Origin of the sequence: Mucilaginibacter ginsenosidivorans, from assembly GCF_007971025.1 — a bacterium.
Lineage (GTDB): Bacteria > Bacteroidota > Bacteroidia > Sphingobacteriales > Sphingobacteriaceae > Mucilaginibacter > Mucilaginibacter ginsenosidivorans.
This window is the reverse complement of sequence record NZ_CP042436.1, coordinates 1,075,199-1,099,719: the sequence shown is the minus strand read 5'-3', so window position 1 is coordinate 1,099,719 and position 24,521 is coordinate 1,075,199. Positions and strand designations below refer to the sequence as shown.

The following is a 24,521-nucleotide window of genomic DNA, read 5'->3' as shown; positions in this document are numbered from 1 at the left end:
TTTTAGATAAAGCAACTAGCACATCCTTCACCTTCTGCATCAGCCAGGATGTCTATTAAATAAGGCGAGTTTGAATTTTTATTCCTCTCTGTTCTTTTAATGTAATCTTCCTTTATTCTTGCAATTCTATCTGGCTTGATCAAATCTGAGAGTGATTCTTCTTGCATCCAAGTATAGCCGTCCTTTTCATACTCCATTGCTTTTTCAAACAAATCTGGGTGCTGTTCGTATAACCATACCCACTCAATTTTTTGCTGGTAGAAACAAAAAAAGCAACCGGATCGACTGCGAGCGTATGTTGAATTCTTGCCGTTGATTTCAAACGCTACTTCTTTATAGTATTGGGGGACACCAACACCCGACTCCTCAAGGATTTTAAAAATATCATCCCGCACTAAGACATCTTCATTTGTTACTAATGGGAAATCGGTTTCTCTGGACAAAGGATAGTTTGTTCCTTTTAGAAATTCAAAAACTAAATGATTAAATTCCTTAATGCCCAAGTCAAGTAGCTGATTTAATTTTTGGGGCTGAGTAAAAGAATTAGAAACTGGAGTTGAAATGATTTCCTGAATCCTGACCGATTTACTATTTGCAGTATCAATCTGTTTAAACAGTTCAGTCAATTTGGATATATTTTCATTCGAAAGAACTTTCATAACGATATCTTCACTCCAAATATTCTTTCGAAAAGGGAAAATCGATTGGATGTTTGACTTTTTTGAGATATAGCCCTCCCGTTCTTCATCACCTCGTATTCCGACATAGGATATTACGGGGTCGCTTCCAACAAATTTCTCAAAAGGTTCAAGCTTAAGTTTCTTTGTACACCACCTGGCATTTGACGAAGGCAAGAAACCGCCGTACATCTTTAGGAAATGATCGAATGGTAATTCCGGGCTGTTGTCAGCTGCTGTTAGACGAAGTATTTTTTTTCCTAAAAAAATCTCCAAATTATCAATTAAATGATAAGTTTCATCAAGCTCCCTGCCTGTATCTGAAGTATAATATTCAATATCCAGATCAGGGTAGTTTGTCTTCATATATATAGCCAATGCGGCACTGTCCTTGCCTCCAGATATACCTAATACGTGTCTTACCTTCATTTAATTAAATCTTTAAGTAAATTAGTTAGAGCTGCAATATTCAAAAGCCTATCTTTTGAAAGCCCTTTCTTCAGAACTTCCCCAATTTCTGAAATCTCTTTCTGCTTTGATTTCGGAAGCCTAACTAACTTATTGGAAATACCATCTACAAAACTATTTATTTGCAAATCAAAGATATCTTCTTTGTCTTCTTTATAATCAGATTTAGAGATTTTTGTCAAGCTATCTAGGCTTAAAATCATTTCGTGGAATTTGTCATAAATCATGACTTCATCTTCATCCTGGATTTTTTCCAGGCTTTTCCCGATTAAAGCTTGAACTATGGAATTGAGCCAGGCCTTTTTATCGTCAAGCAATGAATCTAAACGTTGTACAAATATTTTTTGATTAGAAAGCAATAAATGCCTTCTCAATTTTTTATACCTATTTTGGAGGTTCTCTTTGTAACCTTCAAAAGGTACATCCTCAAAAATGATTTCAGTTTGAACAAATAGCTCAATTCTGTTTACAAGTTCATCATAGCAAGTTCGCAATTCCCTAATGGAAATCTGAAGCTTCGTTATATACCGCTGTAAATCATTTTTGGATGACTGTAAGTTTTCAATTTTAAACCCTAAGGCAGCGGGAAAATCCTCGAAAAAAGTTTTCTCAGGGTCCTTTGAATTCGCTATTGCAGTTCTTATAGATCGCGCTTCGCTACTCAGACGATTTGTATTCTTAGCGTAATCTGGTAGGTCCCTGTAAAAAGTCAGAAAAGGTTTTATAGTTTCAATAAAAGTAGAGCCAGTTAGTTTTAATTCTTGTTGTTGGTTTAAAAATTTTCTATAACTGTTAAATATGTCAAGCTTTACACCGTCAATATCGAATGTTTTAATTTCATATTCATCGGGATCTTTTACCATTAATTCAAGAACCTCGTCATTTAAAAACGGGATGTAACCGTTTTCACCAAACAAAGCAAAATCATCTCTTTTTATAAATAGGAATGTAGGAATCCAAAAATCAATTAGTCCCTGCTTTAATTTGTAAGGCCGCTTTCCCAGAAGCTCAACGAATTCAGAGACTTTACGTCTTGATATTTTTGCGCTATCAAGAAAGTCATTAGAGACTTTCCAAAGGTACTGGAATTTGTTTTTGTTATTCGGCAATATAGGCCCATCTAACTCGTCTGAAATGAGATTGATATTGTTACTTTCCAGTAATGAAAGATAGATGGTCTTCTCTGGTGGGAATTTATTTTCCGGAAATCCTAAATGTGGCTTGTCCCAATTTGCTGTTAGTGCCTTATAATAGTTCCTTTTCGCAGTATGAATAGAGGATGATATCTTATGTTTGTTTACGAGCTCATTATTAAATATTGGGCTCTTCGAATATATGGTTCGGCAAATTTCAGATAGTTGCTTATTGAAAACTTTTCTGTTAGGAATGTCAATCTCTTTCCCCTTAAATATCCAAACAACTTCTGGCTTAACTGAATAGAAATTATTTAATATTTTATGAGTTAAGAAGTTTTGTTGATGGAGAATACTGTTATTTAGCTCGCGAACAGCGACTCTATCGTCAATATTTTCTTCAATTACTTTTTTAGTTTTTTCAATTTCCAGTAATAAATCTTTGATGCTTCCTGATTTCTTATAATAGCAATAGAGTATTGCCTCTTTTTGTTTACTCGAGTATTCAATAATTTCACTTTGTTTAAGTTTGTCATTGAAAATTAGATTTATATATCCGTCAATTTCACCTTGCGGAATTTGATCAATAGGATGGGCGGATATAACATATTCAAATAATCTTGGCGTCCCAGTCGTGTAAGATATTTCTTTTGCAATAATTGGGGGTAATTGGTAATGTTTCTTTAACAGCGTCGTGATATCTGTAATTTCGTTAATCTTATTGCCAGCAGCTAAAAGAGCCGTTTGGAAATCTAGATCAGTTCCCTCAAATAAAACATAGCGGTTACTATAGTTTCTGAACAGAATTAATTTCTTTACTTCAAGTTCTTCGATTAAATACGCGGCATTCTTAATTCCTAAACACTGTTCTGAATAGCCGACTATAAAAGCTTTATCTAACGATGACCCAGCTGCGGTAAAAATATTAAGTAGCCCTATTGTTTTTATGATTTTGGCTAAAAGATTTATGTCCTTTTCGAAAATATTGTCCACACGCTCCAGCGTGCTTTTTATCGATTTCCATGCCGAAAAATCAGGATTATATCGAGAGTTTATGTAAGAATAGAAATTGAATATCAAATAATCATAAACTTCTGCGATACTATAGAAACCGGAGTTATGAAACTGATGTTGGACAATCCCTGTATGATCTGTTGATTCAAGAAAGGAAAACAATGACCTTTCATTTTGCCCATATTTCTGTAAAGATGAGGTCAGAATACTGGCAGAAAATAAATCTAATGGATATAGTTTAGACGATATTTCCCCAAGATAATCTGCATTAATACTGAAGGCCTTGGATTTTATGAAAAGGTTGTTCGCTTTCGTTATTGATTTTTCATTTTCAACTGCCGGCGACCTTTTGTTCAGGTGCTCAGAAGCTAAAAATAATAGTTGTTCTACTGGTTCATTAAAGGTTATTTCTCGGAATCGACCTTTTACTTTCGTCCATTCCTGCTTTTGGCTATTATTTAATGAGATGGCATAGGCATCAAAATTTTGATGGACCGCTGTTAATAGAATGATATTCGAATCAGGGTTATTAACGAACTCAGACAACTGCTGGATGAAGTACAATTCTTTTTCAGGTTCATTCTGGGCAGCAAACTCCAGGAATTTGCCGAATTCATCAATAACGATAAATAATAAAGGATTTTTTTTGCCTAAGTCATGATATCGGTTGTAAATCTCTGAGAAGATATTCTCTGATAAATTTCGGTTATTCTTAACCTCAAAATAATCAGCAAATGTTTCTTTGATAGATTTATATTCACCTATCATATTGATGAATCCTATACTCGGGTTTTGTAAAATATTGATGCCAAAGTGCTTTTTCCTGCCTGTTATGCTTTGTTGAAAGGCCCACAGGAAAGCGGACTTGCCTGTGCCGTAAGACCCAATAATGTTGAAAGACCTAACTCCCAATTTATAGTCATTTGCAAGCTGATTGACAACCCGCACAGCATTCGGAGTAGGAATATAATTTAGTTCCTTTTCACTATCTCTGATGATGTTTACTGAAGTTGTGAATTTAGATGCCATAGTATTTATTCAGAATATCAAAAGGATTAGGAATTGATTTAAATTGTAGTTCTTTGATCCCGGCATGGTCAGTATAGGTGATGCCATACTCTTTGAATTTCTTCGACGAGGCGATTGATTCGAGTTTATTAACTAAGCCAGTCCTATTTAATGCGAATATTGAGCCGGCATTATCTGGGTTTTGTTCGATCGCTGATAAATTTATTGATTTGTCAAATCCTCCGGAATTTATTATTGCATATAATACGACTTCATCAGGAATTTCCACCCGTTCTGCATTATCGATATAATAGTATGTTTCTGTTTTCTCATCTGATTTACGGACATCAAATTTCAGAAGGTTTAATTCAGTAAGCAGGCCAGAAAAAGTATCCTCAATGTCCTTTCCTTGCGAGTTCGTAAGCTTATACATTTTTACAAAAATGTCGAAATCAGTCGCGACAGTTTTCATGTTTATATTGACGAAGCCGAGGCTTTCCGCTTTTCTATTCACAAAAGCAATAAAGTTATCCTTGGTGAATTCAATTTTCTCTCTTCTTAATTCGTTAAAAATGAGACTGTACGTTGATGCCAATCCTTTTTTTACCAGGTGATAGTGCAAAAGCCAAAGAGAGGCTTCATCCTCCAAATATGGATCCTTCCCATTATCATCAAGGAGATACTCCGCTATCGTAGTCGGCTGACCGTCCTTATCCAATAAATCAAAGGCCTTTAACCAATAATTGATCGCTGAAACCATGTTTTTACCAACACCTAGGTCAACAACTGCGGATTCGTTATTGAATGATTTATTTTCTTTAACGAATTCATATCCCTTTTTTAACCAAAGTTGCCTGCACTGAAAGGTATCGTGCCCTGAAAAAGTATATTTAACGCTTTGTTTATCAAGTACTTCCATAAGTAAAAAATTGCCAAATATTTTAGCAAATTATATAATGTAAAGTAACAAAAAAAAGCGCCGTTCACATAAATACTTTATTAACACGATGTGTATTATGACAATCGTGAAAGTCGTCAAACTTTGCAACGAAAAACCAATTTAAGAATTGCAGCAAGGATTTAAGTGCCTGTATCTGTTCGCAACCGCCTGCCATTATTTTAAAAAATCAGTGGCTGAGAGAAAGAATGCTTTTATATATTTAAAATTGAAATCACAATTTGATGACCAATTTTTTAATTAAGATTAGACTAATATATCTACCATTCTTACTGATAGCTTTTGGCTTTATCGTAATATATTCATTTCTAATATGGCTAGTCGTTTATCAATTTCCCTTATTGACCTTAAACGAGGATTTAACCAACTTTTGGTTACCATTTTGTCTGCCAATAATACCAGTATATATTTTTTTAAGACCGAGAATTAAGTTGCTGATGTTAAAAGACAGGCAAGGGAATTTACCGTTTCTCTATCTTTTTGCCGCTTGCCTTGCTATATCAATCCCAACTATTGTGTTACAAAACTATTTACTAACAGCAACAGGTAAACTGACACCTGTAATACAGACTAGCGAAATAAGTCAAAAGCCGATCACGAAATACTACACCATTGCTAATCACTATATCGATAAACAACATGCAGTGATACATCGAAGAACGGAAGTAAGCGGAAGAAATAACGAAAATTTGACTTTTCACGTGTATGTTGCTTGTCCTATTTTAGATAAAGTTCCACAAACTCGCGTCGACAACAATAGTACATTCAAATTGCCAGTGGCATGGCTGGGAACAGAATACACAAAAGGCATTAGTAATCACAGTAGCGATGCTGAAAAAGAACAGGCATTTAAAGAATTAGGTATTGAAGCATACAATAAACTGCGGGAACAGGACCTCAATCAGTTTGTATATTTGGATCATATCGGTAACAATGACCACCGCAAGGGTTATTACGCTGCGATAAAGGAGATTCCTCAATATGATGGCAGAGAACCGTTAGTTTTCGAATCCAGGAATGAACCGTTTGAAGCGAGGAATGGAAAAAAACTTGGTTGGATTTTTAGGTCATTCGCTATTGGCGCAATCATTTGGTTTGTCATGTTGTTATTCCCAAAGTTTAACAGCGCAGAATTTAAAAAGCTTCCAGAGTATAGTTTTCAAAATCAATGGAAATCGTTTTGTAAATTCATTCAGACCATACGAATTACCAAAAAATCGTCTGTCTCGCTGATCATAATTGCAATAAATATTTTGGTTTTTGTAATTATGGTTTTTGCCGGATTAGGGTTTATCTCGTTTGACGGCCAAGAGTTATATGCATGGGGGGCTAATTACCGGCCGGCTGTGATTGACGGGCAATGGTGGCGTCTTTTGACTAACATCTTTTTGCATGGAGGATTAATGCACTTGATGTTGAATATGTATGGTTTGCTTTTTGTTTCTATTTTCCTGGAACCTATTTTAGGCAGAGCTAAATATTTAATTGCATACATCCTATGTGGTCTGTTTGCAAGCCTAGCGAGTATCTGGTGGCATCCGGCGACCTTAAGTGTCGGTGCGTCTGGGGCTATTTTTGGTTTATTTGGTGTGTTAACAGCTTTGCTGACAACTAATAAGGTAGATACAAGTTCAAAAAAAGGGTTATTAATAAATAACGCAATTTTTATCGGGATTAACTTAATAATGGGTTTTGCAGGGGGCATTGATAATGCTGCCCATATCGGTGGTTTACTGACAGGAATTCTCATCGGATATATAATGTATTTTTTCGTCGACGAACCCAACAATAAGAGAAAAAAAGGTAAAAGCATAAGGCCGGCGGATGAAGTCACTATCACTACCGAGTAATATTGATCGTTAATGAATCTTGATTTTAACTCAAGTAGTTTGCCTAATTCTTTTTTATTATTAAATATTGTAAGGAAGGATCATTTATTAACCTTTCCATTTCAGAAATAATGATTTCCTGTATATCGGTTTTGACCTGTAAATAGTTTTGCAATATGATTGTGCTGTCTATCTTTTTAATCTGCTTCACCCCTTGATAACTGTTCTGTTCTTTTACAAGTCTCTCCTGGTTATTTAGAATTTCACAATGAAAGGTTTTCCGCTCAATTTTATTGTCGGGATCATCTGCGACCATTCCGACAAACTCGCCGGAACTCAAAGAAGAAATTGTGGAAGGAGGCACTGCGGCTTCTAGCTGTTTGGATCGACTGATTGAAGTGTCCTGACTATTTATAGACAAGCTCTCCCGGTCCTGCATAATCTTGCCGAAACGTTCTGATAGTTGTTTAGCAGTATCCCCTGTAACCTGGCCAGAGATAATATTCCCGACGATGTTCATGATTACGTCGGCTTGCTCACGGCCGTAGTCCTTGCGGAGTTGTGAGAAGTCCTGAATGCCCAGGCAGGTTGCAACTTTATTACTCCTGGCAGTAGCTATCAGGCTATCCATGTTATTTAAATAAATTGTTGGGAACTCGTCAAACACAAGACTGCTTTTGAGCTTCCCTTTCTTATTAACCAGCTTGACTAAACGGTTAACATAAAGCGAAAGGACTGCTCCATAAATCTGTATTTTCTGCGGATTGTTACCCATGCAAACCAACTTTGGTTTTTCCGGATCATTGATGTCAAGTGTGAAGTCATTGCCCGAAAGCACGTAATATAGTTGAGGAGATGAAAGGCGGGCCATTGCAATTTTTGCCGAAGCGATCTGGCCCTCCAGCTGTTCCATGACATCATTTAGGTAAGCATTTACGAAGGGGTTTATCAGTACCTCGATTTCCTTTTCTGTCCTGAGAATTGTAAACAGGCTATCGTAATCCATTTGCATCAACTCAATTACATGGGGCAGGGTGCAGAACTCACCGTCACGGTATTTTTTAAGGAACCAGATTATAGCAGTCAGGAAGTTAATCGGTGACTCCACGAAGAAATCGCCCTGGCGTTTTATCCATTCCCGGTTTAGACCAAGCAGAATGGTCCGGGCTGATTCTGCTGCGTCCGTAATGTCAAACATAGATGAAGGGTCTAAAGGGTTACAGCGATGGCTGCGGGATAGATCGTCAAAGTTGATCACATAAAATCCAGATGGTCTTTTGTACTTGTCTTTATTCTGTAGCCAGGTATTGTAAACGATGGTTGTCAGGTCGTCAAATTTGAAATCATAGACGAACATGGCGAACCCTTTTTTGATGTGTTGGGTAATAACATGACGGATAACAAAGTAGGACTTACCAGAGCCCGGCGTTCCCAACACCAAGAGCGAGCGGAACGGATTAATAATGTTTATCCAGCTTTTCCTGGTTTTGCCTTTGAGATTGTATTGTGCCGGAAGGTTAATGGAATATTCATTTTCGAGTAGGCGCTCCTCCTGGGGGAATGTCTCATTGTCCTTGTTAAATATATCGTTGCTTAGCCTGTTGCGGATGATCCTTGAAAGCAAAGCCCCACCGTTCATGATCAACAAATAACCGATCGTTGTAATGCTTATATAAATTATTGTTACAGTTTTCGGGTCAGCGGGAATCAGCAAACTTAGATAGCTAATAAAATAGCATAGAGTACCACTAATTGCGTAAGCTACTGCAGTCTTCGCATTCAGTTTTTCGTTCTTCCTCCCTTTCGAGCCAAGCAATGAAATAACCAGGAAACCAAGTGCAATCAGTTTCGAGGAAATGAAAGATTTAAATAAACCCGTATTGGTAACGTTCCTCATTATATTGTCCGTTATTGGGGCTGTTAAATGCCAAAGTTGAAAGGCATGATAGCAGTAATAGTAGAAGTGTAAGCCTAAAATTACCATGCTGATCAGCCTGGTCATATCCAGGATTTTCCTCAGCGCCTGTTCGTTTTCACCTGTCTGCATTGCATTATATTTTAATCGTTTGAAATTCTTTTCCGCTTCTTCCTTTTCTTTTTCAAATCGTAAGGCATGTTATCGCCGGTATATTCCTGTCTTAATAATTCACCGCCAAGTCCAGACACAACGGATTCCACAAATGAGTCGCCGTTATCCTGTTTAGTGAATATTTGAGGTGACTTTTTAGCGTCAGATTTTAATTGGTTTTGTTCCGCGTTGCATCGCTCTATCACTGCTTTTGCGGAATAGTTTTTCCCGAGATCACTGCCGTTAAACACGCATTTTGTGCGATGGTCAACATATGTTATCCCATAAATATATCCCTGTTCATTTCGCCTCAATACAAGATTTATCCCTTCCTTGTCAAGCGCTTTTGCGAGAGATTCAATAGTTTGTTTTTCCTTTTTCAGCAGTGCAAAATCGATTGAATTTTTAAGCCGGGCTTTATTGTTAGCCTTTTGCGGTTCATTTACTTTGAACCGTTCCTGGAGGTATTTCAGGGTTGGCTTATTATAAAAATCACTTGCTTTAATAGGGACACCAACTCGTTCCCCTTGCTCATTGAGTATTCGATAAACAAGTCCGTTATTCTTGTTAATTCTCGAATGTTCTGTGCCCCGGTCTGCAACGACATTGTATTGCTGGAGTATGGCATTTAGCTCAGGCAGGGAAGAATATTTATACTCTGAAATAACCTTGCTTAAGACAGTTGTGATCGCTCTTTTTGTTGCTGTTTTGCCATACGAGACCTTCTGTACATTTACTGGGTTTAACTCATATCGCTGCCTGTTTTTACTGTCCTCCGGGCGCAGCAAACCGTACTTTAACTCAATCTCTTTCCGCGCTTTTTCAGATTGGTTCTTCCCCAGGTTATGCAGCTCAATCCTCCTGCCATCGGCCTTAATATTGGTGCTCACAATATGGACATGTGGGTGGCCAGCATCGTTATGACGGTACAGTAAATACGGCTGCTCTCCAAAGCCAATCTTGTCCATATATTCCGCCGTAAGTTCTTTTAAAAGCTGGCCGGACAGTTGCTCACTCGGATCGAAGTTCAGGGAAATATGAACACAGTTTACGATCGTTCTTTCGTTGAGGCTCGCCTGATTTTCCAGCCGTTTGAGCTTTTGATTGAAGCTTAAATCGGCTGCGTTTTTTGGATAATTTGCTGCCTCCAGGCAAACAGCTACCTGTTCCCTGACCTTCTTTTCATTGTAGTTTAATACATTATGAAAACGCCTGCTAACATGTATTACCGCAACCATGAATCCGCCATTTTATTGATGTGTTGCTCGATGTTTTGTACAGATTGTATGAGGCGTTCATTGTCGGCTTCGTAGCGCATAACCCAGCTCTGCAGTTGGCCTGTTTGATTGTGCAAATGCAGCTTTCTTACTACTTGATTGAAGTTATTTCCAATCGCATTAAGCTCTCCGCGAAGCTTTATCAGTTCTGCCATTAAGTCATCAAGCGACTGATCCCGATAAGTGGCAATCAACGGTTTGCCCAGTAGTATTTTTCGGGCATAGTCGCTTAGTTTCCGACAAGTTGTTTTCTTATATGCCTTTTCAATCTTTGATTTTTCATCGGATGTCAGCCGTAAATGCAGCCATTCCGTTTTGTTGTTTTCCTGTTCCATTTGCACTGATCGTTTTCACTTGTTCATTCAAAATATAATGGAGAAAGCTGCTACAATATCCGCCAACGAGTTCCGAGTGGCCGGCGGCCAGATCCGGTTGTGATACAACCGTACATCTGGCCGATTGCAAAAAACACAGCAATCTTTATTGCTTGCCCTTTCTTAAGGCAGTTATAACTCCAGCATTTGCTAAATCGGCATGCACTTTTGCAATGCACAGAGATTGTACAACTTTGCGTTATGCAGCCTGCTTTAGCGTTACTATTATTGCTGCCCATTTGTAGGTTTATATACCAGATAATCATTAAGGTCTTTGTATCCATAGTAAAGTCCGCTTTCATCCAAATAATGCTGTTTCATAGCAATAGCCTGGCGACTGCAATTTTGTCCGGCTTTATCCCGGTCGAGATAGAGACGTTTAAGATTGTATCCGGCTGACAGCAGGATCGCTTTTTCGAAAAAAGAAAGGCTATTGAGGATAAGATAGTCCGTGCCAGACATCCTGTTTTGATATATGGTTAGATAAGATAGAAAATCAAAAAAACCCTCAAATACGCATAGCTGATGAAAGCCGTTTTTTATCAGTGTGAGGTCCTTCGGACTGCTGCTTCCTTTAAAATATTTGCTGCGCAATTCATAACCGCCGGCACCATTTGCGAAGCCCAATGCATAAAAGGTTTTGGGGCCAATGGAATAATGGACCTGGCAGCAATATTCAAGTGCTATTTCGATGGCGATCTTTCGTGAGCAGAGATATTTCAATAAGGCCGGTGACTGGATGGGTTTTACCTCTTCGACGGTAATTATTGGTACGTTCTCAAGGGTCGCAAAAGGCAGAAGCGACGGCTTATGAAAAGAAACAGAACCGGTAAGTTTTTTAAGAAATTCTGAAACACTGCAGTCGAAAAGAGCGATTCCAAGATCTACCAGTTTACCGCCTTTCCCAATGCCATGATCATACCATCTATTCAGCCTTCTATTGATTTTAAAAGATGCAGTATTTTCACTTCGTAAGGGTGAAAGATACCAGTAGTTTTCACCGCAAACTTTAACGGGCTCAAAGCCACAATCAGCAAGATAAGTAACAAGGTCAATTTGATTTGCCGTATTACAGGAGACACTATTCAATTTCTTATCCATCGCCTTCAACCCTTCCTGTTAGTTTGTGATACGAAATTACCGAGCGCTTGTGGCTTCACTTGCAGCCCTTTAAATTTTAAAGAGCTGCTATAGGATAAAATTGGCTTCCATACATTAGCCCTTAAAACAATATTGTTACACTTAAATTAAATGGTATGCTAACAGCAAGTGAAGCGGGAAAAGTATTTGATACAGTATTGAGTAGTCCCGGAATGAACGAAATGGTGAAGATCGATCTTAAAATGTCAAGGAAGCACGTCCTGCTGCTCAGTAATGTGATCCAGCGTGGCTTGAACAGCAAAGGCGATGAGGAAGCAGGCGGATTACTGGCTAATGTGCCAAAAGATATTTTTGCAGAGCTTTCAAAGATTTCAGAGGACTGCCTGCAAAAAGCAGGGCTCAGTGAATTAAGTGAAAAGCTTAAGGCACTAAACACTAAATGAAAATGTAGCCTCAGTAATTTCATTATATAATCTAAATGCTATATTTGAAATCTCACACAAATTGTGATAAGGTTTAGGTTAATGCCCCCGTTCAGCGAGTGATTGGGGGCGTTATTTTTTTACGCCTCTTTCAATCACTACCATAACATTGTCGTCTTATCTTTGGGCATGAAAAAAATCGTAGGCAGTGTTGTCATCTGTATATTTTCACTTGTTTTCATTTCCTGGGGCATTACAGGACATAGGACGATTGCTGACATAGCGGAAAGGCATTTGAATGCCGGCGCAAAGGCGGCGGTTACTGAGCTTCTGGACGGACAAAGCATGGCTGATGCAAGCACCTGGGCGGATGAAATAAGAAATCAAGGAGCCTATCGTAAGACATCTTCCTGGCATTTTCTAAACCTGCCACTTGGATTAAATCATGAGGAATTTGTGCGTACTGTGACAACAATGTCAAATAGCAATGTCTATAATGAAATACTAAAAACTGAAACTATACTAAAAGATAAGACGGCTTCTAAAGATCAAAAAACTGAAGCGTTAAAATTCCTGATCCATTTCGTCGGCGACATTCACCAACCCATGCATGTGAGCAGAGCTGAAGATAAGGGCGGCAATACAATACAAGTGAATTTCAATGGTAAAGGCACAAATCTGCACAGCCTTTGGGATACGAAGTTAATCGAACGGCAGGGAATGAGCGATCAGCAATTGGCAGCGCAATATGACCACATCGGTCAGCAAAAAATCAAAGCTTGGGAAAGTACCCCGGCCATTGATTGGGCCTGGGAAAGTTACCAGATCAGCAGCCGTTTATATGCAGAGGTTGACCAGATGCGTGGCCGGACTATTAGCGATAATTACTACCAGCAACATATGCCGACCATTGAAGAGCGGATCGAGCAGGGCGGCATTCGCCTGGCTGCGGTCTTGAATGAGGTGTTCGGAAATTACAAGACAAGCAATAGCAATCGTGTACCAACTAAGGCAGAAAATCAGAATATAATCTGTGATAAAGTGTACGATGGCCGCTATTTTGCCAGTTCAGGAATGACCTTATTAAATCTTGGGGCAGCATATCCAAATCAGAAACTAACGGTGGTTATCCATAAGAAGATCGGACAGCAATTCGGGGACAACCCGGCAGAATACTTCAGAGGGAAAAGAATATGTGTGCGGGGCGTGCAACAAATGTATAATGGAAAGCCGGAGATCGTGATCAAAGATGCCTCGCAAATCTCTTTAGAAAAATAATTTTTAAAGAAGCACTCATAACAGAGGCTAACAGCCTGTTAGCTGAAAAGGAAATCGAGTTTCATCAGGCAGAAAGAATACCTTTTCAGGTATCTGGCTGTCAACAAAAAAAGCCAGCTCTTCCGAAGGATGTGCTGGCCAGCTATTTTATAAATGGGATTTGATGACCGCAGAAGTAGTCGGCCTTTTCAAGTCGTTTGCATTAGGGTCTTTATGGATGATATAACCCATTGTCAAAAGGATAAGACCAACAATGATGCAGGCGATATAGAGGAAGAATTTTAACTCCTGCCCGGTATCGGACATTATTTTCCGTTCATAAGAAACCACCTTTACAGGTTCGAACCGTTTGTTATAACGTGCCCTGCCGTAGCTGTAGCGGAGTGCTATACCTGTGAGCAATACCAACACTCCCAAAATCATCATTCCCATCGCTGTCTCCTTTTTACAAGTTTAACCAAAAATCGAAAAATAACCTTTCAGTTTATAAAATCCTTAACGCATTTTCTTTTGCTTCTTTTCTTTCCGTTGCGTCTGACAAAGAAAAGAAGCGCCTTGAAACAGGCTGCTTCCGCCATTTCAGGCTACCTTTAAAGGCTGTACCCTGAAATCCTTCAGGTTTACAAAAAAGCCCCTGTTTTCTACCATCCCTTCCCTGAATAGCTGCCAAAGTAAAGAGCCTGCGAGGTTGGCGATGGTTGAATTGATATATAAGTCCTGCTTTTCCAGTGCCTCGGCAAGAGAGCAGCTCGGCTCATTATTATCGACTTCATTATCGAGCAAAAGTTTAAATTCATCCGTAACTAAAGGCAGGGTAGCAATGGGCGTAAACTTTTTAGAATCGGGCTGTTTAATTTCCACTAAAGTTGAAAGAATGACCTGCCCCGTAAACTGCGCATTACCGCAATCCATCCAATACAAAATTTTGTCCCCCACATTTTTGATGAATGCATGCTCCTTTAAGACAGTGGCAATCTCGTAACGTGCGGCAACCGTATCGACACAACTAATGTTAATGTTGGCAGCCCCGTTATTGGGTTCTTTGAGCAGCGTTTTTACACAAAACATTTTTGTTATTGCTTTCCAGTTAGTGCCAAAAAATCTGTTGACCCTGTTAATCAATGCCACAGATTTATACAAGTCTATCTCGCTTTCGGCAAAAAGCTGCCTGCCCAAATTGGCTTCTGATATTTTATCATCATCGTATAGCGTCACCTGCAAACCTGCATGACCTAAAGCGACTAGAGAATGGTTCATGCGTGCAAGGGCGGTCAGCATTTGTGAGCCTGTTCCTCCTGCGCCAATCAGGTTAACCGTAACCGGATTGTACGGATGCAGCAGATAATTATCTGTAAAATGGATATTGGGTAACTGGTTCATCTGATTAAGTTTTTAATAGTTCGACCGTTTTTTACAAGTTGGGATTGAGGAAAGATTTTCTTTGTGCCGACAAGACTTTGCCATAGCTGTATAATATTGCCTTTTACAGGGCTGTTTTGTTGTATCAGGTGGCTGAAATAGCTATTGAAAAAGTACTCCTGCCACTGTTGCATAAATAATTCAAGGGAACATTGACTATGTATATCAACGTTCACTGTGCCCATACAAACATTGCCGTTGGGGTGGACATTGAAGAATGGTGCATGGTAGACTGGGGTGTCCATTTTCAGTTCCGTTCCCTTTTTCAGGGCATAGATATTTAGCTGTTCCCTGCCCGCCATCCATAATAATTCAGGGATGGCTGCATTGCCCGATGGTATGTCTAAATCGTTTTTAAATAATAGGTTTACCCTCATGGCGGGGGTATGCCAAAGCGCAAAACCGAGCCTGCCGTGCTTCAGGTAGAGAAGATTCTTTGGCAGCAAGCCTGTTGGCTGTAAAAAGCTTTGCTCCCGTTCCCCGCCTGTATCGAGCGCCTTTGCCAGTGAAGCCCCTTCCCTGACAGATAAGGGATGGGCGTTTACGGGGTAACCCTCATTGCTCATGTCGTAGCTTTCTGCATAAACCCTTTTGTCACCCTCCTTTTCCTTATAAAGGATAATAGCTTTAAAAGGGTGGTACAGGCTGCCGAATGATTTGCTTATATCTTTCATTGTATTTCATTTAAAAGACTGCATAAATCAGCTATCAGGGGGAATAACTGCTTTTCAAAGTCGAGTGTTTTTGAATCGCTTTTAGCTTCTTCGGTAAAGACCTCGATGATGGTGGGCTGTTCCATATAACTGCATTCATTAAACTCGTTGTTGAGCATATCGGTAATATTTTCATAGAGCCAGCCATGGGTGTCGGCAACAAAAGAAACATATTGCTGCGCCCTTATAACCTGATCATCGGATGTGGCATCCTCGTCCAGTTCAGGGATATTATCAAATACCCCCGCGTTCGGAAACTGTTGCGCCATTTGGTGAAAGGATTGTGCCAATTGAAAGCAATTCAAATCAAACGCACATTTTGCTGTAAAGTCGTTGAGCCGCTTGCTCATATGGTTTAAATGGATGCTGTTATAAATCTTCCGATGTACCAGGTCTCCGTAATGGCTTGCCTTATTGAGTTCCGATAATTGCCTGTTTTGGTCGTCAGGTTCGTAACTGTCTATGTCATCCCGCAGCCATTCCTCTGTCATTTCATAATAGTAGTTTAGCGCCGAATAATTATCCCGATAATAGGGTACGCCAACAACGTGGTACAGGTATGCAAATACCGATAGCAAGAGGTCGGCAGCTTGCCTGTGTTTTTTCTGTTTCATGAGCCGGCATAATGGAAGGACAGGGATAAAATATAGAGTTGTTCCCGTGTCATACACTTCCCTTGCTGATAAAATGATATTGTCGGCATCATCCCTCGCGATGCTTAGTTCATAGCAGTCTTTGTCTGCTCCCATCTGTTGCTGTAAATCTGCCTGAACCAATAGCATGTTATAGGGATAGTTTTTATTTTTATAGTCAACAATCACCTCTATGCCTTTTTCGGACAAGATGGACAGGGATTGTTTTAGTCCCTGTTCCGCCTTGTCCTGTTCGGGTAAATATTTGCCACACTGGTAAAGGGGCAGAAACTGCTGTTTTAAAAAACCATTGGCAGCAAGTCCAGTGGCGCTGCCTGTTTCCTGTCTTTCTTTAACTGTGCAGCGTCCTGTCGCCTGTCGAGGTTTTCTGCCCATTGTGCTAACTGCTGATATAGTTGCCATTGCCTTTTTGTTTGTGGCGGGATGACCCTGCCTGTGTCTTTATTTGTTTTCATCGCCTTAACCTTTTGTGCCGATGGTGGAAATAAAACGATAAGTGATTTCATCATTTAATATTTCAGGCCCTTCAATTTTTGCGGTCGTCAGTATCGGGTAGGTCTGTGCGTAGAAATTGAGTACCGCCTCCGGGCTGTAGCTGCCCGAAGGGTCGGCAAGCCTTATGTCCTGTTCTTTATCCTTAAAGAGGAATATCCGTTGTAGTCTGCTAGTTACTAACATGATCGATTTATTTAGCGTCAACATTAAAAAGGTCAGGAGCGAATTTTTGTGCAAGCTCCGATTTGCGTTGTCGTAGTGCCTCAGCTTGTTCGGGGAAGTCGGCAGGGTCAGGTACTTTCAGCCATGCATCCCTGAACTTGCCTTCTGCTTCCAGTTCTTCCGCTCTTTTCAGCGCCTCCTCATAGCGTTTTTGTTTCTCCTTGCGTTCCTTTTCAGCCTTCTCTGTTTTATCCTTTTCCATTTGAGATTGTTTTTTCGCCTCCTCCCTTTGTTTGAAAAACTGTTCCATGTTCAGGAACAAGGCGGCTGTTTCCTTTACAGGCTGTTCAATAGCAGTAAAAAAGCCCGCGTCCAGTTCTTCGGCAGTTCCCTTTAAAAGGATTGGCGGGATGATTTTTCGCGCGTCATCCCCGATGGCCTCGTTATAGAACAGTACAGACACGATCAATTTGTCCGTAGCCTCTTTGGCAATATTTATTTTCCAGTCCCCTGCGACCTGCAGGGCTATTATGGATTGAAAGAAATTCATAGATTTTACGATTAGGGGTTAAATAATAAATCAATTGTCTGGCTGAATTTTTTATTAGGGTGCTTTTTGACGGTGGTAGCTATAATGAGGCAATGCACCGTGAACATGGCAGCATAGCCCTCAAACAAGACTTCGGAAAAAAGACGTTCGTTGAGTTTCAGCCCTGCGCCATATTTGGTGATATGTTGTTGCGCCTGTACAATGAGGGAGCGCCAAAAGTCAAAGGTGATAAACCCGTACGTCCATGCAGCCTTTTCCTGCTCCTGATTTTCAAGCATTGTCTCGCACATAGCAGAAAGAAAATCTATAAAGGCTGGTATCTCGTTTGGAAAAAGCTGAAATAATAATTTCGCCTTTTCTGTATTGCTTAGTTCATCTATCGGTTTCATATCGGGAAATTTGAAAATGCAGGGGCAATGCCCCTGCACCAGTTGTTAATTGAGTTTAAATATGTCCGCGCCATTCTTTGCAAAGCCAGTACATAAATTGAATGCAGCCTGTGTGCGGATACTGGCTGTCCCGCCTAAGAGAATAGATTTCAGTTTGGCTTCATCATTTTTGTATTTGCGCACGTTTTGGAAATAACCAGTCACCCCGTTATAAGCCCCAAACAAAGTACCTTTGGTTGTTTGCATTTGTTGCGTTTCGTTGCTCATGGCGTATTCACAGGCGGCATCGCACATATTGACAAAGCAAGTGGATAATTCATCCTCTTCCCCTGCCTTTAGTTTTTGCAATACTTCTTTGTTGGGAACCAATGCTGCCTGTATAAGCTGTTTCACTTCTTTGTCTGTAATGCGAACTTTTGACCAGGTGTTAAACAGGGCTTCCATTTGCAGGCTCAGGGTATTGGAGATACCCATTAACTGGTGTGCCTGTTCCAAACGCTGTTTTGCATTGGAGGTATGGCGGATGCGTATTGTATTGGTTTTATTATGCATGGCAGCATTCAGGGTGTTGGCGCATACAATCCTAATTGGCGTGAAAGCTGCGGTAATACTACCGCTGCCATCATGAGAGGTGGAAAGGAACAAATATTTTTCAATCAGGTCGTCCGCGCCCACCCGAATATAGTCGGGTAGTTTTGCAGTGATAAAGATGCGTTCCCCTTTGCCTAATGCCCCTGCTGTTTCATAGAAAATACCGTCTCCCCCGACAATGCTGTCGAAGAAACTAAAGGCGTCACGGTTTTGTATCACCTCGTAATCCTTGCCAACAACCCCTAACACGGCATTGTTATCTGTTCGGATGGTGGCGAAGTAATCAGGCACGGACAGGGTGGTACCAGTTTGTACCATCCCCTCCGAGCCAATAGAAAGCCCTTGCCCTGTTGTAAACAATGGAGTTTTTGCAACATCGTAGTCAAGCCCCGCATAATGTATTGCCTCGTGGCTTGTTGGATAGTCGCTAACTATTTGACCGAGGCCATGCCATGCCTTTTCTTGTACGCTGAAAAAACTATGTTTTCCTGTATGCTCGTTGAAATTTATATCGTGTGACATCTTATTGAAATTTTGAAATGAATAATCGCGTTAATGGATGGCTGTTTAAAACGGGAGGTCGTCCTTAACCTCGTCGTTACTGTTACCTGTCGGGGTATTTTGTTTGCCATTCTTTTTGCCTTTGGCAGCATTATCAGGCTTGTCGGTCGCATAAGCCAACACCTCGATGCGGTTGGCGTGTACATTCAGGGATGCCGCTGCATCACCTGTGTTTGTAGTGTAAGGTCTTGCACTCACCCGCCCGTTTACCTGTACGACTGCGCCCTTGCGCAATACTTTGGCTACGCCCGTATGCGCCCAATAAGAGCAATTAAAAAATGTAGAAATCTGTACAGGCTCATCCTGTCCTTTTGGCTTGTAGCTTTCATTGTCTGCAATGCTGAAACTGACTACTTCCTTACCGCCATCTAATGTTTTTACGATGGCATCTGCTGTTACTCTTCCTGTGAACTGTTGCATTTTGTTTGCGATTAAAAAGTGAATAATTTGTTTGTTTACTCTCTTTCTCGCCCCTTTCCCCGAAAAGCCATTTTTCAAAAGAAAAAACGGAAAAAAAGAAAGCACAGGAAGTGTGTCCGCAAAAGGGCCAAAAGGAAACGGAATAAGTCCCGAAGGGTGGAAAAGTGAGGGACGAGCTTTTACATTATGCCGTAGTCTTTTGGCAATCTTATTTCAGTGCAGTAATACGGACACAAACTTCGCTGCCCTTTTTGTCCGTTTCGATTGAAAAATTGATAAATGGTATTATAGAAACTTACCGTTAGCGATTGCAACGGAAATCCTTCAGCGAAGATTGCAGAGAAAAGCGCGGCCTGAAAGGAAACGGCCTGAAGCTTTTGGGTAATGATCTTAATTAGTCTTGTTTTGCTAACTCCAGGATATGATCGGAGAGTTGCTGTTCGCATGTCAAAATCTCTGGCGGGCAGTCTTCTCTCATGGCGAATATGAATCCCCCTTTACCGTCTTCTTTAAAATGAAAGCGACGTTTTTGTCCCTGAAAATTTACATAGACCTGAAACAGCTGCGCCCTTTGTACGTTCATAGAAAGAAAATTGAAGCGAATATTGTTGATCTCGATGGTAAATGCTGAATCCATGCGCAAATATAGCTTGCGAAGCTTGTCTCTTTTTATTTGATTTTTCCGTATTTTAGGATGACCCATTATGGAAAAGGAAATAACGGATTGGGAGACTGTTTACCGCGGGCACCAGGTAAAAATAGGTAAGCGAACTTTTGGCGGCACAGATGTTTACTATGTTTCTTCGTCGCCGGATAAAAAGCCGCTTGTTTTAACCCGGGCCCTGAAAAGTGGCGGGAAGGAGTTCTGGACATCCATTCCCCAGGGTATGCAAAGGGAAGCAGAGGAAATCGGTGCAATAATTGACAAACTAGAAAAATAAATTTTATGTGTTATTATAATGGTCAGAAGGTAAGCAAGGAAGAATTTATCAGGCTAATGACGCTGGAAAAGGCGACAAAAAATTATGATTTCCTGAATGCGGGTGTGATCAGTGGGTTTACTGACACTCCAGTAGCCGTAGTGGTGGCAACTGAGGGCAATACAAACTTCGATATTGTCCAAATGGAATGGGGCTTTATCCCAAACTATCTAAATACCCGGGAAGAAGTAAACCGGATGCGAAAGGGTTATAAAGACACTAATGGTAAATATATACCGGGTCAGCCTCAACTGAACGCGAAGTCAGAAAACCTTTTTGTAAGTGAGCGCAGTGGTCGCCGGTCAATGTTTTACGATGCGGCAAAAAATCGCCGTTGCCTGGTACTTTCGAGCGGCTATTTCGATTGGCGGCATGTGTATCGAACCAATAAGAAGACGGGAGAAAAATTAAAGACGCCGGATAAATATCCATACTATGTCAGTTTGCGGGAACATGAATATTTCTATATGGCAGCAATATGGAATCCCTGGACGGATAAGGAGACTGGTGAAATGGTTAATACGGTCGCGCTTGTAACTGCCGTTGCCAATCCGCTCATGAAGCAGGTTCACAATTCGAAAGAACGCATGCCTACAATCCTTAACGATGAACTTGCATGGCGTTGGATAAGTGAAGATCTGAGCGAGCAGGAAATCCTCGAGATTGCCGCCACTCAATATCCTTACCAGGGAATGACGGCATGTACGGTTGCAAGTGACTTTTTAGGGAAACTTGATCCGACCGAGCCTTTCGTATACGAAAACCTACCGGCCATTGAGCTGGTTGTATAAGGGACGCTTACCTGAAGTTCCTTGAAACAGCAAATAGATCCCCTTGCACATTTGGCGGAGGGGCTTTTTTGTTTTCTTTCCCAGATTTGCTTTCGTCCTCCTGGCCGGTTTTAGGAAGTTGTTGTAAGAGCCGTGATAGGTCAAAACAGCGTTTTGCAACTACATGGATGACTTCTCCTTCTATCTGCAATATTCCTTCGGCCATTAATAAATGGCCCTGTAGAATTTCCTTGCGATATGTTTCAAAAACTTTAGCCCAGACGACCAGATTGGCAAATCCTGTTTCATCCTCGATTGTGATGAACATCACCCCCTTTGCTGTTCCCGGCCGCTGCCGCACCGTTACCAATCCCGCGACTTTTATCTTGTCGCCATTTTTAAAAGAGGACAGAGCAGCGGTGGGGGTAACCTGCAATTGATCCAGGCGGGGTCGTAAGAAGCTAACGGGATGCGCTTTCAGCGATAAGCCAACTGCCATATAATCCTGCACGACATGTTCTGCCGCCGACATATGCGGTAATTCAATTGGGCCTTCATAAGCACTTTCTGATGGTTGATTGACGAACAGGCCGGCGGGCTTATCCTTTAAGGCCGTTACCTCCCACAATGCCTGCCGGCGGTCAAGGTTTATGGAGCGAAACGTATCGGCGTCCGCCAGCAATTCCAGCGTGGCAATCGAAATGCCCGCGTCGTGCAGTTCCTCTATTGATTTGAAAGGATTTGTTCGTGCCGATACCAGGATGTCCATATCGTCTTGCCGTATGCCATTGGCCTGCCTGAAGCCCAGCCGCAAAGCGCGGTATTTACCATCCTGTTCTTCCAAAATATTGTCCCACATAGAATAGTTGATATCAATTGGCCGTACGATGACGCCATGCTTTTTCGCATCGGTTACGATCTGCGCGGGTTGATAAAAGCCCATCGGCTGACTATTCAATAAGGCCGCACAGAAAACATCAGGGTAATGGCATTTGATCCAGCCGGAGACATATACAAGCCAGGCAAATGCAGAAGCATGACTTTCGGGGAAGCCGTAGCCTTCCTGAAATCCCTGCAACAATTTGAAAGTGTATTCGGAAAACTCAGGTGTATAGCCGTTGTTCACCATGCCGTTGACAAACTTGCTTTCCTGCAGATGCAATTGCCCGTTCGCTTTGAAACTGGCGATGCTCCTGCGCAACTGATCAGCCTCGGCGGGTGTATAACCCGCTGCGATAATGGCAATCTCCATAGCCTGTTCCTGGAAGAGTGGTACGCCCAGTGTTCTGCCAAGAATCTCTTCCAGTTCGGGTGAAGGGTACTCAACAGGGATCAAACCCTGGCGGCGCTTCAGGTACGGGTGTACCATCTGGCCCTGTATCGGACCGGGCCGTACAATAGCGACTTCAATCACAAGGTCGTAGAAGCAGCGTGGCTGCAGGCGCGGCAGCATGGACATTTGCGCGCGGCTTTCGATCTGGAAAACTCCTACCGTGTCCGCATGACAGAACATATCATATACTTCGGCGTCATCCTGCGGTATATTAGCTAAGGTCACTTTGGGGCCGTAATGCTGTTTAATGAGATCAAAGCCTTTGCGTATGCAAGTAAGCATACCCAGTCCCAGTACGTCCACCTTAAGAATACCCAATGCTTCAAGGTCATCTTTGTTCCATTCGAGTTGTACCCTGTTTTCCATACGGGCATTTAATACGGGGCAGATGTCGGACAGTTTTCCATGCGTTATCACAAAGCCCCCGGTATGTTGTCCAAGCTGTCTTGGAAATCCCATCAACTGGTCGGTCAGCTCCACCACTTTGCGCAGGTGCGGGTCATCAGGGTTTAAGCCCTGTTCGCTGAGAAATTGCAGATCAACACCGTCCTCATGATAATGCCATACCGAACCGGAAAGGCGCTTGATCGTATCCTCGGACAAGCCCATCGCTTTACCAACATCGCGGACAGCACCTTTGTACCGTTCCTGGGTAACGGTGGCTACGATGGCAGCATGTTCGCGGCCATAATCTTCATAGATAAATTGGATAATTTCTTCGCGGCGCTCGTGTTCGAAATCAACATCAATATCCGGCCATTCTTCACGGGCATCAGACATGAAACGCGAAAATACCAATCGGGATTTCATTGGGTCAACCGGCGTAATAGCCAGACAGAAACACACGGTGGAGTTAGCAGCAGATCCACGGCCCTGGTACAGTATTTCCAGTTCAGCGGCTTTGCTGGTGTATTTGTGTACCCGCAGAAAGTAAGGTGCCAGCTTGCGCCGCTCGATAAAGTCCAGTTCAAATGCTATCTGCGTTTTTACTTTTTCAGGGATGACATCTCCATATCGTTTATGGGCACCTTCGATGGTGAGCTTTGTCAAACGCTCCTGTGCCGTAAGTCCGTCGGTGCTAATATTCTCCGGCTCGATATATTTTAAGGTGTCCAGCGAAAAAGTGCAGGCTTCCGATATCTCCTGTGTCCTGCGGATCGCGTCGGGGTACCCGCGGAATAAGCGCTCCATTTCCGCCGTGCTTTTCAGGTGCCTTTCAGCATTTTGATGCAGCTTATAGCCGGCGTTATAAATGTTGCATTTTTCACGAATGCACATCAGCACATCCTGTAAGGGCCTGCGTTCGCTATGATGATAATGCACGTCGTTAGTTGCAAGCATGGGGATATCCAGCCCGGCGATCCGGTATAGGCGCTTTGCATCATTGGCCCTGTAAGTTCGATTGGCACAGACATAAAGATTACTGCCCAAAGCCTCGCGGTACTCATATGCATTTGCGATAAAAGATGCATCAAACTCAAAAGCCTTGTTTAAAGTGTCCGGCGGGATAAGCGCAAACAATATACCCTGCGCATGATCGTACACGTCTTTCTTATATAAATCACATTGTCCTTTTTCCGTTCTCAAATTCCCGAGGGTGATCAAAGCGCACATCCTTGTCCATGCATCCTGGTCGGTGGGATAGGCAAGCAGGCTGGGGCCATCCAACAGATCGAAACGGCAGCCGGGAATAATGGGAATGCCTGCCTCTTTAGCAGCAAGATGCGCACGCACTACCCCTGCTACGGAGTTGCGGTCGGTGATGGCAATTTTTGTATGACCATATGCAGCAGCGCAGGCAACCAGTTCCCGCGGATGGGAGCCTCCGCGGAGAAAACTAAAGTTCGTTGTTACCTGTAATTCTGAGTATTCCATAAT

23 protein-coding genes are annotated in these 24,521 nt (G+C 41.6%); 5 read left to right on the top strand and 18 right to left on the bottom strand.

What is annotated here, in order from left to right:
* Positions 1-2: 2 nt before the first annotated feature.
* The 3 genes from FRZ54_RS05030 to FRZ54_RS05020 are packed head-to-tail and all read right to left on the bottom strand — an operon-like array spanning position 3 to position 5,219.
* Positions 3-1,106, bottom strand: coding sequence for a phosphoadenosine phosphosulfate reductase family protein (locus tag FRZ54_RS05030; RefSeq protein WP_147030553.1), 1,104 nt, complete (start codon positions 1,104-1,106; stop codon positions 3-5).
* Positions 1,103-4,321, bottom strand: a complete 3,219-nt coding sequence (locus FRZ54_RS05025; RefSeq protein WP_147030552.1) for a hypothetical protein — start codon at positions 4,319-4,321, stop codon at positions 1,103-1,105. The genes FRZ54_RS05030 and FRZ54_RS05025 overlap by 4 nt, the downstream gene beginning before the upstream one ends.
* Positions 4,311-5,219, bottom strand: coding sequence for a DUF4007 family protein (locus FRZ54_RS05020; protein ID WP_147030551.1), 909 nt, complete (start codon positions 5,217-5,219; stop codon positions 4,311-4,313). Before FRZ54_RS05020 ends, FRZ54_RS05025 begins: the two co-directional genes overlap by 11 nt.
* Before the next feature lie 476 nt (positions 5,220-5,695).
* Here FRZ54_RS05020 and FRZ54_RS05015 point away from each other — a divergent pair, with 476 nt between their 5' ends.
* The gene (locus FRZ54_RS05015) at positions 5,696-7,108 is read left to right on the top strand and encodes a rhomboid family intramembrane serine protease (RefSeq protein WP_187359747.1); all 1,413 of its coding nucleotides are present in this window, start codon (positions 5,696-5,698) and stop codon (positions 7,106-7,108) included.
* A 43-nt stretch (positions 7,109-7,151) separates the two neighbouring features.
* Here FRZ54_RS05015 and mobC read toward each other — a convergent pair whose 3' ends face one another.
* The 4 genes from mobC to FRZ54_RS04995 form a co-directional block, all read right to left on the bottom strand.
* Positions 7,152-9,134 carry a conjugal transfer protein MobC gene (gene mobC / locus FRZ54_RS05010; RefSeq protein ID WP_147030549.1) on the bottom strand — a complete coding sequence of 661 codons (1,983 nt, stop codon included), beginning with the start codon at positions 9,132-9,134 and terminating at the stop codon, positions 7,152-7,154.
* An 11-nt stretch (positions 9,135-9,145) separates the two neighbouring features.
* Positions 9,146-10,393 (bottom strand): relaxase/mobilization nuclease domain-containing protein, encoded by a 1,248-nt coding sequence (locus tag FRZ54_RS05005; protein ID WP_147030548.1) that lies wholly within the window; start codon positions 10,391-10,393, stop codon positions 9,146-9,148.
* The gene (locus FRZ54_RS05000) at positions 10,381-10,767 is read right to left on the bottom strand and encodes a plasmid mobilization protein (protein ID WP_147030547.1); all 387 of its coding nucleotides are present in this window, start codon (positions 10,765-10,767) and stop codon (positions 10,381-10,383) included. Before FRZ54_RS05000 ends, FRZ54_RS05005 begins: the two co-directional genes overlap by 13 nt.
* 264 nt (positions 10,768-11,031) lie before the next feature.
* On the bottom strand, positions 11,032-11,907 hold the full coding sequence (locus FRZ54_RS04995) for a toprim domain-containing protein (RefSeq protein ID WP_147030546.1): 876 nt from the start codon (positions 11,905-11,907) through the stop codon (positions 11,032-11,034).
* A gap of 155 nt (positions 11,908-12,062) precedes the next feature.
* On the opposite strand from FRZ54_RS04995, the gene FRZ54_RS04990 reads away from it, so the two are divergent.
* Both FRZ54_RS04990 and FRZ54_RS04985 read left to right on the top strand, forming a co-directional pair.
* Entirely contained in the window at positions 12,063-12,350 is a 288-nt protein-coding gene (locus FRZ54_RS04990; RefSeq protein ID WP_147030545.1) for a hypothetical protein, read from the top strand.
* A gap of 168 nt (positions 12,351-12,518) precedes the next feature.
* Positions 12,519-13,607, top strand: a complete 1,089-nt coding sequence (locus FRZ54_RS04985; protein ID WP_147030544.1) for a S1/P1 nuclease — start codon at positions 12,519-12,521, stop codon at positions 13,605-13,607.
* 147 nt (positions 13,608-13,754) lie between these two features.
* Here the strand turns inward: FRZ54_RS04985 and FRZ54_RS04980 are convergent, their stop codons facing one another.
* The 10 genes from FRZ54_RS04980 to FRZ54_RS04935 all read right to left on the bottom strand — a co-directional run bounded on the left by FRZ54_RS04980 (position 13,755) and on the right by FRZ54_RS04935 (position 20,197).
* Positions 13,755-14,039 carry a hypothetical protein gene (locus tag FRZ54_RS04980; RefSeq protein WP_147030543.1) on the bottom strand — a complete coding sequence of 95 codons (285 nt, stop codon included), beginning with the start codon at positions 14,037-14,039 and terminating at the stop codon, positions 13,755-13,757.
* A gap of 147 nt (positions 14,040-14,186) precedes the next feature.
* Entirely contained in the window at positions 14,187-14,987 is an 801-nt protein-coding gene (locus FRZ54_RS04975) for a PRTRC system ThiF family protein (RefSeq protein WP_147030542.1), read from the bottom strand.
* Positions 14,984-15,700 (bottom strand): PRTRC system protein B, encoded by a 717-nt coding sequence (locus FRZ54_RS04970; protein ID WP_147030541.1) that lies wholly within the window; start codon positions 15,698-15,700, stop codon positions 14,984-14,986. The genes FRZ54_RS04975 and FRZ54_RS04970 overlap by 4 nt, the downstream gene beginning before the upstream one ends.
* A complete protein-coding gene (locus FRZ54_RS04965) occupies positions 15,697-16,767 on the bottom strand; it encodes a thiamine pyrophosphate-dependent enzyme (protein WP_147030540.1) in 1,071 nt (356 codons plus the stop codon). Before FRZ54_RS04965 ends, FRZ54_RS04970 begins: the two co-directional genes overlap by 4 nt.
* Before the next feature lie 84 nt (positions 16,768-16,851).
* A complete protein-coding gene (locus FRZ54_RS04960) occupies positions 16,852-17,070 on the bottom strand; it encodes a PRTRC system protein C (protein ID WP_147030539.1) in 219 nt (72 codons plus the stop codon).
* Between the two features lie 7 nt (positions 17,071-17,077).
* Entirely contained in the window at positions 17,078-17,599 is a 522-nt protein-coding gene (locus tag FRZ54_RS04955) for a PRTRC system protein E (RefSeq protein ID WP_147030538.1), read from the bottom strand.
* An 11-nt stretch (positions 17,600-17,610) separates the two neighbouring features.
* The gene (locus tag FRZ54_RS04950; protein ID WP_147030537.1) at positions 17,611-17,988 is read right to left on the bottom strand and encodes a hypothetical protein; all 378 of its coding nucleotides are present in this window, start codon (positions 17,986-17,988) and stop codon (positions 17,611-17,613) included.
* Between the two features lie 45 nt (positions 17,989-18,033).
* Complete coding sequence (locus tag FRZ54_RS04945; RefSeq protein ID WP_147030536.1) at positions 18,034-19,101, bottom strand: DUF932 domain-containing protein; 1,068 nt, start codon at positions 19,099-19,101, stop codon at positions 18,034-18,036.
* A gap of 45 nt (positions 19,102-19,146) precedes the next feature.
* Positions 19,147-19,560, bottom strand: coding sequence for a single-stranded DNA-binding protein (locus FRZ54_RS04940; RefSeq protein WP_147030535.1), 414 nt, complete (start codon positions 19,558-19,560; stop codon positions 19,147-19,149).
* 394 nt (positions 19,561-19,954) lie between these two features.
* Positions 19,955-20,197, bottom strand: a complete 243-nt coding sequence (locus FRZ54_RS04935) for a hypothetical protein (RefSeq protein ID WP_147030534.1) — start codon at positions 20,195-20,197, stop codon at positions 19,955-19,957.
* 67 nt (positions 20,198-20,264) lie between these two features.
* Here FRZ54_RS04935 and FRZ54_RS04930 point away from each other — a divergent pair, with 67 nt between their 5' ends.
* Positions 20,265-20,501: a hypothetical protein gene (locus FRZ54_RS04930; protein WP_147030533.1), complete on the top strand. Its 237-nt coding sequence runs from the start codon at positions 20,265-20,267 to the stop codon at positions 20,499-20,501.
* A 5-nt stretch (positions 20,502-20,506) separates the two neighbouring features.
* Positions 20,507-21,331, top strand: coding sequence for an SOS response-associated peptidase (locus tag FRZ54_RS04925; RefSeq protein ID WP_147030532.1), 825 nt, complete (start codon positions 20,507-20,509; stop codon positions 21,329-21,331).
* A 7-nt stretch (positions 21,332-21,338) separates the two neighbouring features.
* Here FRZ54_RS04925 and FRZ54_RS04920 read toward each other — a convergent pair whose 3' ends face one another.
* Entirely contained in the window at positions 21,339-24,518 is a 3,180-nt protein-coding gene (locus FRZ54_RS04920) for an error-prone DNA polymerase (RefSeq protein WP_147030531.1), read from the bottom strand.
* Positions 24,519-24,521: the final 3 nt, after the last annotated feature.